Source organism: Konateibacter massiliensis (genome assembly GCF_900184995.1).
Taxonomy (GTDB): Bacteria; Bacillota; Clostridia; order Lachnospirales; family Lachnospiraceae; genus Lachnotalea; species Lachnotalea massiliensis.
The window spans coordinates 2,369,332-2,382,656 of record NZ_LT860099.1; the positions used below are offsets into that span (position 1 = coordinate 2,369,332).

Annotated in this window: 17 protein-coding genes and 1 tRNA gene; 1 reads left to right on the forward strand and 17 read right to left on the reverse strand. The window is 41.4% G+C overall.

What is annotated here, in order from left to right; genetic code table 11:
* Positions 1 to 8 precede the first annotated feature (8 nt).
* The 7 genes from CTY48_RS16600 to CTY48_RS16630 all read right to left on the reverse strand — a co-directional run bounded on the left by CTY48_RS16600 (position 9) and on the right by CTY48_RS16630 (position 3,988).
* Positions 9 to 557, reverse strand: coding sequence for a GNAT family N-acetyltransferase (locus CTY48_RS16600; protein WP_099469565.1), 549 nt, complete (start codon positions 555 to 557; stop codon positions 9 to 11).
* Positions 554 to 1,075: a cysteine hydrolase family protein gene (locus CTY48_RS16605; protein WP_099469566.1), complete on the reverse strand. Its 522-nt coding sequence runs from the start codon at positions 1,073 to 1,075 to the stop codon at positions 554 to 556. The genes CTY48_RS16600 and CTY48_RS16605 overlap by 4 nt, the downstream gene beginning before the upstream one ends.
* The gene (locus CTY48_RS16610; RefSeq protein ID WP_099469567.1) at positions 1,072 to 1,455 is read right to left on the reverse strand and encodes a nuclear transport factor 2 family protein; all 384 of its coding nucleotides are present in this window, start codon (positions 1,453 to 1,455) and stop codon (positions 1,072 to 1,074) included. The genes CTY48_RS16605 and CTY48_RS16610 overlap by 4 nt, the downstream gene beginning before the upstream one ends.
* Before the next feature lie 38 nt (positions 1,456 to 1,493).
* Positions 1,494 to 2,189 (reverse strand): flavodoxin family protein, encoded by a 696-nt coding sequence (locus tag CTY48_RS16615; protein ID WP_099469568.1) that lies wholly within the window; start codon positions 2,187 to 2,189, stop codon positions 1,494 to 1,496.
* A 24-nt stretch (positions 2,190 to 2,213) separates the two neighbouring features.
* Entirely contained in the window at positions 2,214 to 2,705 is a 492-nt protein-coding gene (locus CTY48_RS16620; protein WP_099469569.1) for a GNAT family N-acetyltransferase, read from the reverse strand.
* 62 nt (positions 2,706 to 2,767) lie between these two features.
* Complete coding sequence (locus tag CTY48_RS16625; RefSeq protein ID WP_099469570.1) at positions 2,768 to 3,214, reverse strand: threonine/serine exporter family protein; 447 nt, start codon at positions 3,212 to 3,214, stop codon at positions 2,768 to 2,770.
* Between the two features lie 9 nt (positions 3,215 to 3,223).
* Positions 3,224 to 3,988: a threonine/serine exporter family protein gene (locus CTY48_RS16630; protein WP_099469571.1), complete on the reverse strand. Its 765-nt coding sequence runs from the start codon at positions 3,986 to 3,988 to the stop codon at positions 3,224 to 3,226.
* Between the two features lie 256 nt (positions 3,989 to 4,244).
* Here CTY48_RS16630 and CTY48_RS16635 point away from each other — a divergent pair, with 256 nt between their 5' ends.
* Entirely contained in the window at positions 4,245 to 5,603 is a 1,359-nt protein-coding gene (locus tag CTY48_RS16635) for an APC family permease (RefSeq protein WP_099469572.1), read from the forward strand.
* Positions 5,604 to 5,667: 64 nt separating this feature from the next.
* On the opposite strand, the gene ftsH is transcribed toward CTY48_RS16635, so the two are convergent.
* The 10 genes from ftsH to CTY48_RS16685 all read right to left on the reverse strand — a co-directional run bounded on the left by ftsH (position 5,668) and on the right by CTY48_RS16685 (position 13,182).
* Positions 5,668 to 7,488 carry an ATP-dependent zinc metalloprotease FtsH gene (gene ftsH / locus CTY48_RS16640; RefSeq protein ID WP_099469573.1) on the reverse strand — a complete coding sequence of 607 codons (1,821 nt, stop codon included), beginning with the start codon at positions 7,486 to 7,488 and terminating at the stop codon, positions 5,668 to 5,670.
* 36 nt (positions 7,489 to 7,524) lie between these two features.
* Positions 7,525 to 8,046, reverse strand: coding sequence for a hypoxanthine phosphoribosyltransferase (hpt, locus tag CTY48_RS16645; protein ID WP_099469574.1), 522 nt, complete (start codon positions 8,044 to 8,046; stop codon positions 7,525 to 7,527).
* 4 nt (positions 8,047 to 8,050) lie between these two features.
* Complete coding sequence (gene tilS, locus CTY48_RS16650; RefSeq protein ID WP_180272763.1) at positions 8,051 to 9,427, reverse strand: tRNA lysidine(34) synthetase TilS; 1,377 nt, start codon at positions 9,425 to 9,427, stop codon at positions 8,051 to 8,053.
* A 142-nt stretch (positions 9,428 to 9,569) separates the two neighbouring features.
* Complete coding sequence (locus tag CTY48_RS16655) at positions 9,570 to 10,982, reverse strand: SpoIIE family protein phosphatase (protein ID WP_099469576.1); 1,413 nt, start codon at positions 10,980 to 10,982, stop codon at positions 9,570 to 9,572.
* A 188-nt stretch (positions 10,983 to 11,170) separates the two neighbouring features.
* A tRNA-Met gene (locus CTY48_RS16660) sits at positions 11,171 to 11,244 on the reverse strand.
* A 47-nt stretch (positions 11,245 to 11,291) separates the two neighbouring features.
* The gene (locus tag CTY48_RS16665; protein WP_236355006.1) at positions 11,292 to 11,522 is read right to left on the reverse strand and encodes a septum formation initiator; all 231 of its coding nucleotides are present in this window, start codon (positions 11,520 to 11,522) and stop codon (positions 11,292 to 11,294) included.
* 34 nt (positions 11,523 to 11,556) lie between these two features.
* Positions 11,557 to 12,042, reverse strand: coding sequence for a spore cortex biosynthesis protein YabQ (gene yabQ, locus CTY48_RS16670; RefSeq protein ID WP_099469578.1), 486 nt, complete (start codon positions 12,040 to 12,042; stop codon positions 11,557 to 11,559).
* Positions 12,043 to 12,048: 6 nt separating this feature from the next.
* Positions 12,049 to 12,333: a sporulation protein YabP gene (gene yabP, locus CTY48_RS16675; RefSeq protein WP_099469579.1), complete on the reverse strand. Its 285-nt coding sequence runs from the start codon at positions 12,331 to 12,333 to the stop codon at positions 12,049 to 12,051.
* Positions 12,334 to 12,478: 145 nt separating this feature from the next.
* Entirely contained in the window at positions 12,479 to 12,718 is a 240-nt protein-coding gene (locus tag CTY48_RS16680) for an RNA-binding S4 domain-containing protein (RefSeq protein WP_099469580.1), read from the reverse strand.
* A gap of 188 nt (positions 12,719 to 12,906) precedes the next feature.
* Complete coding sequence (locus CTY48_RS16685; protein ID WP_099469581.1) at positions 12,907 to 13,182, reverse strand: HU family DNA-binding protein; 276 nt, start codon at positions 13,180 to 13,182, stop codon at positions 12,907 to 12,909.
* Between the last annotated feature and the right edge of the window lie 143 nt (positions 13,183 to 13,325).

A 13,325-nucleotide genomic window follows, 5' to 3' on the forward strand; every position in this document is an offset into this window, starting at 1 on the left:
CTTTGTTGTTACAATCGCTTCATCATCAGTAACAAATCCGCATACGTTCCGTCACTATATTTCACACTGTTTGGCTGAGTCGCATAGATTTCAAATCCCAAGCTTTTATACAAGTAAATTGCCCTTTCATTTGTCGCAACGACCTCCAGCTCTGCCTGTTCATAATGAAGGCTTTTCCCCGTCTCCAAAAGTGTTTGAAGCAATTTTGATCCAATTCCCAGACCGCAGTATTCCTGATAGAGAGCTATCGCAATTCTGCATCTGTGAGAATAGCGCTTTAAATCTGACACAGCATCTATTGCACCGCTTCCCGCATTTTTTCCGTCAACTTCTGCAAGCAGCATAAGTCCGCGCTCTGCCTCTATCTGCCTTTTAATAAACTCCTCTTCCTGCTCCAGTGTGACTGTAACCTCATCCGCCTCACGCATGAGATATGGCGTTTCCATGGCTGTTTGTTTTAAGTATTTGACTAATTCAGGGGCATCCTCGATACGCGGGCTTCTCAAAATACAACTGCGTCCATCCCTGCAAGTTATTTTTTTCTCCTCAAAAATCATATTTGTATTTCCTCCATCGAAACAACGTCTGCATAGCGATTCTTCCAGATTTTTTCTTCATAATATTCTGCCAAAGCTTCCCCGCTGGCAAAATCATTGTCAAACGTGGTCGTGGTATCCTTTGGAATTGTAATATGATATTCCTTTTCAAACGCTACCTTACAGGATACGTCCATGCAATACTCCGTCTGCATGCCACACATAATCAGCCTCTTTGCATGAAGCGACTGTAAATGTTCCTCAAGTTCCGTCTGACGAAACGCACTGTTGAACCTTTTGTCAATTATTTTATCACCGCTCTGCGGAAAAATATCCTTGCAAATCTGCCAGCCTGCACTGCCTTTTTCCAGCTCATCACCCAAACCGCCGTCATGGCGGATATAGATAATTGGAATATTCTTTTGTCTGCACGCTTCGCTTACCTTTTTAATGTTCCCAATTACCTTTTGACCATTATAAGGGTTCGCTTCTATTAATGCATTTTGCATGTCTATAATAATCATTGCATCGTAGTTCATTGTACGTTCCCCTCCTTAATTGCACTGCCAATCCGTTTATCCAGTCTCCACTGCGGTGCCTCACCGTCATCGCCCCAATATTCGTCAAGTTCTGCAATCTTTCCCTCCGAAATTGTAAAAAAAGAAACCACATGAAAGGACAGTGTCTTATCCGTTGTATAAACGTTTGTCGCCGTGACAATGAGGTTTCCAAAGCTTTCAATCCGCTCAACCTCCCCATCCCACTCGCCGGGATACTCGCAATTTGCTCTGATATATTCTTCCAAATTAAAATGCTCATTTGTACAATGCCAGTTTACATACGCATTTTCCAAAAAAAAGCTTCTTATTTTCTCCGGATTTTGCTCCAATACTGCTTGCCAAAATTCCTGTATGTTCATCGCGTCCTCCTTTGTCTCGTTACATCAAGAAGAGAGATTTAGCATTCTTTCCAAGGGCGTTTCTTACCCATCCAGCCTTTTTCCTTCCAATATACATTGTCAGCTTCATTCCATGCACTCTTTTGCGCCATTCTCATTATGTAAAAAAATCCACGCGTTTTGATTCCCGGTCTCACTTTTCCCTGCTTTGCTTTAATTTTCCTTGCAATTGCAGTTGTCTGCTTTTCAATCTTACCCATGATTTTCTCATTAATTCTATTGTAAGAGGTGGAACGCACTGCAATGCCCAAACGATATATCGTCGGAACTCCCCAGAAGAACAGGCTGTCTGCCATATCCTTATTCGTGCTCTTCATACCGGCTCCAGCTGCCGTTGAAATACAGACTGCCTGCTTGGAAAACATAGCTTCCTCCGGGCGGTGTACCATCCAGCGGTAACCATAGTGGTCCAAAAAGTTTTTCATCGGCCCCGACGCGTGATAAACATACACCGGACTTGTAAAAATCAAAACATCTGCCTCGTCCATCGCCTTTGTAATCGGCGAAAGCTTTTCGTAATGCGGACAGAGTGTCTCCGTCTTCATAAAACAGGTTGTGCACCCCGTACAAAAGCTGCCAAAATCCCTCGGCAGAAAAAATTCTGTGATTTCCCCTTGTAATTTATCTGCGAGCATCCTTCCGATATGATAGGTAGAGCCCTTGTGATTTTGCCCGTTAATTATGGTAATTTTCATTCTTCCCACTCCTTAATCAAACTATTATACACCCAAACGATAATTTTCTATATCCCTGTATAAGTCAAACTTCATGCCTACCTCTTTGATTGTACCGCAGAATTCAAAGCCAAACTTTTCATGTAGTCTTCTGCTCGCTTCATTCCCCGCGGTGATAACAGAAACTACCGTGTGCACGCTTTCATCCTTCTTCGCTTCCTGTAAAATAAATTCCATCAAAGCAGAGGCAATCCCCTGTCCTCTGTAATCCGGTCCAATGTAGATGGATAGCTCGACGGTCGTTTTATACGCCTCTTTATTCCGATAGGAGGACATGCTGGCATATCCGGCAACATGATTATCCACCTCCGCCACAAACAAAGGATGATTCTCTACATTATGTAAGCCAAACCATTCCTTCCACTCCTCCATGGTTCTCGGCTCCAAATCCAAGGTTGATATTCCGTTTTTTACCTCGTAATTATAGATTTCCAAGAGCTCCTCTAAGTCCTTTTTTTCTGCTTTTCTGATTATCATATGGTAATTTCCTTTCTTGTCATATTAGATAAGTAGTGTGTGCAATAATTTTATATCATTTTTTAACCAGTGCTCTTTTGCGTCTTCACCTTCCTCACATGGCGGAAAAAAGAATCCATTAAAAATACCGCCAGCGCAATCGCCCCGGCAATCTGTAATGTTTCCATTAAATAGTACGTCGCCTGCACACTATTGTTTTGTATTAAGTAATATACGCTGTAATAAATCGAGCCTCCCGGCACCAATGGCAGTATCCCCGGAATCAGGAAAACTGTCATGGGAGCTTTTAACCTTCTCGCCGCCATATGGGCAAAAAAAGCTACCGCCAGACTGGACAGAAACGCCGAAATTAGTTTTGAATCATTCAATCGTAACACCGTCAGATAAATAAACCAGCAAATTGACCCTGCTGCTCCCGACCAGAAGCGAAACTTTTTGGGTGCCTCCATAATTCCACAGAAGCCAACCACTGCAAAAAACGCACCTAGCGTTTGAATTATAATTGTCATTTCCGCCTCCTATACCAGTCGTGTAAACAATGCTATGCCCACACCCACTCCAACTGCTACGGCAAATGCCGTGACAACCGCTTCCATCATACGCGCCACACCTGCCGAATAATCTCCATTTAGGATATCCCGAACCGCTGTTGTAAATGCAACGCCCGGAACCAAGGACATAATTGCACTGATGATTAAAAGGTCACTGTTAATTTGCAAAAAGATATAGTTATTTATAATCAATGCCATTATCCCGGCTGCAGATGCCCCTAGGACATTAATACAAAAGTCATTCAGCCGGAAATATTTTGCAAGCTCCACGACAACTCCCAGGATACCGCCCACAAGCCCCGCACAGATGCATTCCAAAAAAGACCCCTGCAGCAAAACGCAGAAAAATAAGGCAACGCTGATATAGCTCACTTCCTTGCCTATTAAACTATATTGGCGCGCCTGCTTTATTTCCTCCAGCTTTTTATATGCCTCTGCAATGGTCAGACTCCCATCACAAAGCCGCCTGGATACCATATTGACCAAATAAATACGATGCAGGTTGGTAGACCGCTCCACTACTCGTTTTACCAATGTATCTGAGCGGGCATCCTCCCCCTTCACCGTGATAAAAATACCGGTACTAAATACAATGGATTCCGCATCTCTCCCGAATCCACTTAATATATAATGGATTGTTTCCTCAATCCTAAATATTTCAGCCCCGCTTACCAGCAAAATTTCCCCTGCCAGCATAGCAACTTCAACCAGCTGCTTCTCATTATTTTCCATTTCCTGATACCACCATCTTTATACTATTATTTTATATGTAATATAGCATAGATTAGCATTTATTGAAACAAAAAAAGAATTTTAAAAAAACAAATTTTTACTGAATTGTATCTAATTTTGTGATAATATAGAAGAAGTTTCTCTGTAAAAAAAACAAATGCTAAAAAATTATCAATTTTGATTTTACGGATATTTTTTTTGGATGATGAAACAATAAGAAAAAGGAATCCTATAAAATAATAGGAATGGTTAATTTATGGAACCGAAATTAGAAAAAAAATACGGTCTTTTTACAGCCATTGCGATGGTTGTAGGTATCGTTATCGGCAGCGGTGTATTTTTTAAGGCAGAAAAAATCCTTACGGCGACCGGCGGCAATTTAAAACTGGGCATTCTGGCATGGGTGATTGGCGGTATCATCATGATTTCCTGTGCGTATACCTTTTCTGTCATGGCCACCAAATACCAATATGTCAACGGTATTGTGGACTATGCGGAGGCAACTATGGGGAAAAAATATGCCTACTATATCGGCTGGTTTATGGCGCTCATTTACTATCCGACGATTACCTCCGTGTTGGCATGGGTTTCCGCCCGATATACGTGTGTAATCTTTGGTTTCTCCATTACAGGCGGAGAATGCATGACGATTGCTTGTCTTTATTTAGTTCTAAGCTTTACCCTGAATTCCTTATCTCCTGTTTTAGCCGGAAAATTTCAGGTAAGCACGACAGTTATTAAACTAATTCCGCTCTTTTTAATGGCAGTTATCGGAACCTTTACCGGAATTCGAAGTGGTATGACCATGTATAATTTCACACACAGTGTCTCTCAAGGCACTCCAAACGGATTGTTTACAGCCGTTGTCGCCGCCGCCTTTGCCTATGAGGGCTGGATTATTGCAACCTGTATTAACGCAGAATTGAAGAATGCCAAAAGAAATCTTCCTTTGGCTTTGATTATAGGTACGTTTATTACTATGTCCGCTTATATCCTGTACTACATCGGTTTAGCCGGAACGATTGAAAATGAAGTCATGATGGCAGGCGGTGAAGCCGGTGCTAAGCTGGCATTCCAGACTATTTTTACCTCGGCGGGCGGCTCTTTGCTGTTTGTCTTTGTCATCATTTCCTGCTTGGGAACATTAAATGGTTTGATGCTTGGCTGCACACGGGGAATTTATTCGCTTGCAGCGAGAGGCCTCGGTCCTAAACCCCAAATATTCAGCCAGGTGGACTCGGCAACTAATATGCCGGTTAACTCTGCCATTTTAGGATTGTTTCTCTGTGCTGTCTGGTTATTTTATTTTTATGGAGCAAATCTGACTTCTAACTGGTTTGGATTTTTCAGCTTTGATTCCTCCGAATTGCCTATCATCACACTTTACGCCCTGTATATCCCTATTTTTATTATGTTCATGGTAAAAGGGAAGGAGCTTAGCTTTTTCAATCGGATACTTATGCCTTGTCTGTCTCTTATAGGCTGTATCTTTATGATAATTGCCGCAGCTTTTGCTCATGGCATTGCCGTGGTTGCTTATTTAATTGTATTTTCAGTTGTTATGCTGTCTGCCGTTTTTTTTCTTCGAAGAGCAAAGCAGCCGTTAGAGCAATAGCAATCTATTTAAAAACAGACATATTCTCTTTCGAAAATATGTCTGTTTTTAAATTCTCTATTTCTTAAGCCTCAGCAAACAATGCCTCAAATTCTTCTCTTCCGATCTTCTCTTTTTCAAGAAGAAGCTGTGCACATTTATGAAGAGTCTCCTCATGCTCGCGAATGATATTTCTTGCCTTGGTATGACACTCTTCCACGATACGTTTTACTTCCTCATCAATAACAGTTGCGATATTTTCACTGTAACCTCTTGTATGCGCTAAGTCTCTGCCGATGAATACCTCATCATCATCTCCGCCGTAATCAATTAAGCCGACTCTTTCTGACATACCATATTTGGTAACCATCGCCTTGGCAATTCTCGTTGCCTGCTTGATGTCCTGAGAAGCTCCCGTTGTAATATCATCAAAGATAAGCTCCTCTGCCACTCTTCCGCCTAAATCAACCACGATGTCCTGAAGCATTCTGCCTTTCGTGTTAAACATCTCGTCTTTTTCAGGAAGCGGCATCGTGTAGCCTGCTGCACCCATTCCGGTCGGTATGATAGATACCGTATACACCGGTCCGACATCTGGAAGCAAGTGGAACAAAATTGCATGACCTGCCTCGTGATATGCTGTAATTTTCTTTTCTTTTTCTGTCATGACACGGCTCTTCTTCTCCGTACCAATTCCTACCTTTACAAAAGAACGATTAATGTCCTCCTGCTTGATGTAAGTTCTCTGCTCTCTCGCTGCAAAAATCGCTGCTTCATTCAAAAGGTTTTCAAGGTCTGCCCCTGTAAAACCTGCTGTAGTCTGTGCAATCACGCTAAGCTCCACATCATCGCCAAGCGGCTTGTTCTTTGCATGAACCTTTAAGATTTCCTCGCGCCCCTTGATATCCGGACGGCCTACGCCGACCTTTCTGTCAAAACGTCCCGGTCTCAAAATAGCAGGGTCCAATATATCCACACGGTTTGTTGCAGACATTACGATAATTCCTTCGTTTACACCAAAACCATCCATCTCTACCAGCAACTGATTTAGAGTCTGCTCTCTCTCATCATGGCCGCCGCCCATACCGGTTCCCCTTCTTCTGGCAACCGCATCAATCTCATCGATAAAAATAATACACGGAGAATTTTTCTTTGCTTCCTCAAACAAGTCTCTTACACGGGAAGCGCCGACACCGACAAACATCTCTACGAAGTCGGAACCGGAAATACTGAAGAAAGGAACTCCTGCCTCACCCGCAACTGCTTTTGCGATTAAGGTCTTTCCTGTTCCCGGAGGTCCTACTAACAAAACGCCCTTCGGAATTCTGGCTCCCACCTGAATGTAGCGTCTCGGATTTTTCAGGAAATCTACGATCTCCTTTAATTCATCCTTCTCCTCATCCAGACCTGCCACGTCCTTAAACGTCACCTTTTTATTTTCATCCGTGCTCATTTTTGCACGGCTCTTTCCAAAGTTCATGACCTTGTTTCCGCCGCCGCCCCCTGCTGCCTGATTATTCATAAGGGAGAAGAGTAAAAATACGATAATAAACGTCACCATGCATGGCAACAAGGTTGTCATAATCCAGCTTTCCTTTTCAACATCATTCACCACCGGATCAATGTTATACTGATCCAAAAGTTTTTCTGTCTCAGCTAGATCTATTACAACCAATGTTTTGGGAATATTGTTATCCTTTAATTCAATTTGAAGCTGTCCGGTAGGCTGCTCCGCATTCGGTGTAATTTCTACACCTACCACCTCTCCTGCTGCCAAATCCGCCTTAAACTTTCCAATTGTATAATCATTATTTCGTCTCACACTATCATTGACTAAAATTGCAACCATCAATGCCACAACTAAAACCAACAAATAGAAACCGATACCTTTATATTTTCGGTTCATATCATAAACCTCCCTTCGAAGTCTGGCTTTCTTATGTTATTCCTCTACCACACCAATATATGGCAGATTTCTATATTTTTGTGCATAATCCAAACCATATCCAACTACAAATTCATCCGGTATTTCAAATCCGACATAATCTACCTTCACATCTGTCACACGTCTTTCCGGTTTATCCAGCAACGTACAGATTTTAAGGCTCTTCGGATTTCTCTTCTTTAAAATTTCAACTAAATAGCTGAGGGTATTTCCGGAATCAATAATATCCTCAACAATAATAACATTTTTGCCTTCCAGCGCTTCATCTAAATCCTTTACTATTTTCACAACTCCGCTTGACTGCTTTTCAGCACCATAGCTTGATACGGACATAAAATCCATAGAAAGAGGCAATGAAATTCTCTTAGCAAGCTCACACATAAAGAACACGCCGCCCTTAAGCACACAGATTACATGCACCTCCTGACCCGCATAGTCCTTGCTGATCTGCTCTCCTACCTCTTTGATTCTCTTATCTACATCTTCCTCTGAAATCAATATCTTGATTTTATCTGCCATTGTCTTATCCTCCATTTACTTGTACTTTTAAAAGCTGCTTTGTATTTTCATCGACCTTATATGCTTCACTGATTCGATATCCTACGATCCAGATTATATGGTGATTGTCACTCAGCACCGGAATACTATCTCGTTTTTCTCTCTCTATTTTTTCATCTATGAAATAAGATTTTAGTTTTTTTGTATCCCCGCCGGAATTTACTGCGAAATAATCACCTGTTTCACGGGTTCTTAATCGCAAACTATCCCCTATTTTATCATAATCGAACCATTTCGTATATATCTTTTCTGGAATAATTTGATTTTTTTCCCTTTTCTCCAAGCTAAATTCGAACTGAAACCCTCCGAACTGACAGACACCCGGTACCTTGACCGAAATCGCATTTTCTATAAGATTTTCCGTTATTTGAGCCGTACCGATGATGATTTCTCCATAGCTTTTTCTCGCCTTCACTCCATAAGGCAGATGAATTTCTCTTCCTGTTTGCTGCGAGAAAAGCCCTAAAATAGACTCCACATGGTTGTTTGTGATATCCTTTAATCCTTTTGCGGCATTTCCGATACATTTTCTTATTATGTTCTTCTTAAGAATATCTGATACATCAAGCAGTCTTGAAATTTCAATGCGAATTTCCCTGCCGGTTGTCCTCACACACTCCTTATATACCTTATCCGTCTCCGCCTCCAAATATTCCCATGCCTCATAAATCATTTTTGAAGCCCCGTCAATATGGCTTACTGCCTGCTTATTAACATTTTCCTGAATATAAGGAAGTACGTTGAGCCTAATCTTATTTCTTGTGTAGTCGTCTTCCAAGTTGGTCTTGTCCATCCGGTATTCTATGTCTCTTTCTTCCAGAAAAGCTTCTATCTCACTTCGCTCTACACATAAAAGAGGTCGTATCACATTGTCCCTCACCGGCATGATGCCGCCGAGTCCCTTTAAACCGCTTCCTCGAAACAAATTCAAAAGCAGCGTTTCGGCATTGTCATTTTTGTTATGCGCCACAGCAATCTTATTGCAACGAAACTGTGTCAGCGCTTCCTCAAAAGCCTTATAGCGCAAGGTTCTTGCCATCTCCTCCGTACCCAGTCCGGCTTTTTTCGCCTCCTCCAAAACATCATAGGAAAATTTGCAAAATTCCAAGCCGTGCACTTTGGCAAGCTCCTCCACAAATCTGGCATCCGCAAGACTTTCCTCGCCTCTTATGCCATGTTCGATATGAACCACAATGAAAGTGACCGGCACTGTTTTCTGAACATGTAAAAGTATATGCAAAAGACAAACAGAATCAGCCCCTCCCGAAACACCTACAATTACCCTGTCCTCCGGCAGAAGCATTTTCTTTTCCTCTATAAACTGTAATACCTTGTTTACCATATATCTCACCATTGCCACTGATTGGTCGAGCAGTCAGTCTTTCCTCGTATTTAAATATGGTAACAAAATATATAGTAAAAATCAAGGCTGAATGGTAATTCCTCTTTCACTCCAATCACAATTTGTCCATGCGCCTCACCCATCATCTTCCCCAGATTCCGGCTACCAATATCGTCATGTCATCCCCGGCGCCTCCGTTGTTGTATTCCAGAACATGCTCCAGTATTTCCGATGCGATCTCCCTTGGATTTGTGCTGTCAATCTCCTCTATGATATCCTTTAGCATTTCCTCTCCCGAAGCCGGAGCAAAAGCGTCAATTACGCCGTCTGTCATCATAACCACAAAATCACCGTCATAGAGCTTTTTGGAGACGGTACTCGTTTCCATCTCATAGACAAGCCCTGCCGGCAGAGTGGATGCCTCTACCACCTCAACCCAGTTTTTTCTTTTAATAAAAGAGATGGCAGCTCCGGCTTTCACAAACTCGCATAAGCCGCTATACAAATTGATTTCACATAAATCAGCCGTCGTAAATAAAGGCTCGTCCATTTTGACAACGAGAAGGGAGTTTATCATTTTAATTGCCGCCTCCTTGTAAAAACCAGCCTCCGTCAGCTCTTCCAGCAGTTCAATTACTTTCTCGCTCTCACTGCACGCATTTAAGCCCGAACCCATTCCGTCCGCGAGGCAGAGGATGCTCCTTCCGTCCTTATTTTCGATAATAGAAAAATTATCCCCCGAAACTCTCTCTCCATCTTTTATTCTCCTTGCCACGCCGTAAAGCATGTTAAAGTTTACGTCCTCGACGAGAGTAACCGGATACCATTCTCCGTTAATCAGGTTCTTGCAGTTCTTGCTGACCGTATAACCTGTATCAGACACGCTGCCGATCAGATTGGCAAGCTCCTTGGTCGGTATACATCTTCCATTTTTTGTTTTAACCGTGATACGAAGCTCTTTTCGCTTATCTGCCCGGTTGATGACAAATATATTTTTTGCCAATATTCGACTGCTCCAGAGTACAAAGCGGATATTTTTTTCCATGGCGTCACTCGGCTTCTCAACCAGGCAGACCTCGTCCTTTATCTGCATGATAATCTGCGACATTGCCTTTAGCTGTTCCGACACCGCCTCCCTTGCGGAAATAATTTTATTATTCCACTTCAGATTTTCCCTCTCTCTGTGAAAGAGTCTTTGTGTCTCCCTGACAATCTCTTCCGTTCTGATACAATCCTTTGCAAACCCGTTTTTCAGTTCTTTAAGCCCTTCTTCTTCGTCCTCATTTATCCTGCTTAAAATCTCATATGCACTCTGGTAAGTAGAAAAATAATTTTGCTCCCAGCAGCACTCACATTTCTCACATTCTTTACAGTATTTTTCTCCCAGACATTCAAATATATGATTCAGCTCATTTTCTGAAAGCTTGTCCTGACTTTTGGGCAAACCGGAAAAACTTGCGGCCAGCTCGTCAAAAGCCTTGGCAAGCAACACCAGCTTTTCTCTATTGATTTCTCCGTTTAAAAATACGGCCTCGTCCGCTACATTTAATTTCATTTTATTCCCTCCCGCCCCAAATAGCAGTGAGAATATTATAAATAGAAACACTTAAAATCTTTGTCAAAACAGAGTCCATTCCATAAAAAGTTTTTGACAAAATATTTATAGCATAGGAAATTCTTTCGAATTTCCTATGCTATAAAAAAAGAATGTGCACTCTGCACATTCTCATTGTCTTTATAAAATAGCGGAAATTGGATTTGAACCAACGACACCACGGGTATGAACCGTGTGCTCTAGCCAACTGAGCTATTCCGCCATAACTGACGAAGTTCATTATACCCAATTCCCTTACTCTTTGTCAAGCTAATTTTTTTCCTTAAATATAATCTCATCATCATAGACCAAACCAAGCTTTTCCTTCGCAACATCTACAATAAATTCCTTTGTCTCGACATACTTCGCATATTCCTCTAATTCACCCTGACGGTCCAGTTCTGCATCCCGTTCCTTCGTAAGCTGGGTTTCCTTCTGGATGTACTGCTCGTTCTTTGCATGGAGCTCCACGCTTTTTACAGAAATTACTACCAACAGCATAAGCACTACCGCACTAATCGACAGTACTCCAAATCTATTTTGTCTTCTGTTCTGCTTTCTTTTTCGTCTTGCTCTTCCCCGAGTCATATTTACACCCGCTTTCCCCTTTTTGCTTAGATAGCCTAATTTTAACAGCTTTGTAATATTTTTTCAATATATTTGAGCACTTTTTTAAAATCCACTTTATGGGAAACAATATAATATCCAGTATGGTCTTAAGCACCAATGATATATATTTCACAATCAGACGGCTTACTGTCACATTATATAATAACATCCCCAGAACAATTGCCAGAATGGCGAAGCCTCTTATAACCCCGTCATTTCGTATGTAAATGATATGGAAGACAAAAAAACCGCTTCCTACCCAATATAGAAAATCCTCAAGTCCGACCGCAAAAACTCCGTGCTTTACAATTCTTCGAAAAATGCGCAGCACATCATACATAGATATGACTGCCACCCCCGTCAATACGCAGCAGCCAAAAAAATATACCTCGTTTATTATATTTTGGCTCATAGGCACCTACTTGAACAGTCTGCTCAAGAAAGATTCACCCTGCTTATTATAGCCTGTTATTTCGGAATAGGTAAGGCTGTCAATTCTTCCTTCAATCTCCACCTCGCCCTTCTCTAAGGTAAGCCGGTTTACATGAAGGTCATTCCCTTTTATCATAAGCATTCCTTGGTCTGTCTCCAATAGAATTTCTGATATATCAAACGACAGCACATCGGCAACTCCGTTGATAATACCTGTCCTTCTATTGTTTAAAGTAAGTTTATGCGCTTTTGGCATCGGCTTTTCTTCCATAAAAATTCCCCCTTAATATAAAATGATAGATAACTGTCCAGTGCCTTCACAGTTACTATAATAAAACCATTCTGACAAGTGCTGTTCTATTAATTATATTAAGGGGAATGTCATATTATACCTAAATGCTAAATACGCAAAGGGTTTAGATGTACTTATACAGTTCCTTTGCTTCATCCTTCTTAACGGTTTCCTGCACATCCGTCACCTGAACCTTTACATTCTTCGTTCCAAACTGTATTTCTATAATGTCGTTTTCCTTAACATTTACAGATGCCTTCGCCGGTTTTCCGTTGACAAGAACTCTTCCCGCATCGCATGCCTCATTTGCAATCGTTCTTCTCTTGATCAGACGTGAAACCTTTAAATATTTATCTAATCTCATATTTCTTCTCCTGTTCTAGAACAAAGTGTGAGCTTGTTCACACTTCACACCCGAGCGGGCCCAGAAGCAACAACTTCCACTCCGCGAGGTGCGCATAAATAGTTTTAATATCATAGAAATTTCGTATGATATAAAAAAAGCTGCTGCAAATCACAATTCAGTGGTCTGCAACAGCTTTTCAATTTTTATTAGCCGTTGATAATATCCTTTAAAGCTTTTCCTGCTTTGAACTTAGGAGCTTTTGAAGCTGCAATCTTCATCACTGCGCCAGTCTGAGGATTTCTTCCTTCTCTAGCTGCTCTCTCAGCTACTTCGAAAGTACCGAAACCAACTAATTGGATTTTTTCGCCCTTTGTTAACTCTTCTGTTACTACGTCAACAAACGCCTTTAAAGCCTTTTCTGAATCCTTCTTTGATAATTCTGTTTTCTCAGCGATTGCTGCAACTAATTCTGCTTTGTTCATGGAAAACTCCTCCTCTAACTCTTTTCGTTAATGTTTGTTATTTTTTTAAACCTTTAGTTTTTGTGAACAAGTCTTTGTAACTTGCCTCTTTTCTATTTATATACGTTTCTGAGTAATTTGTCAAGGAATTTCATTCAGAATTC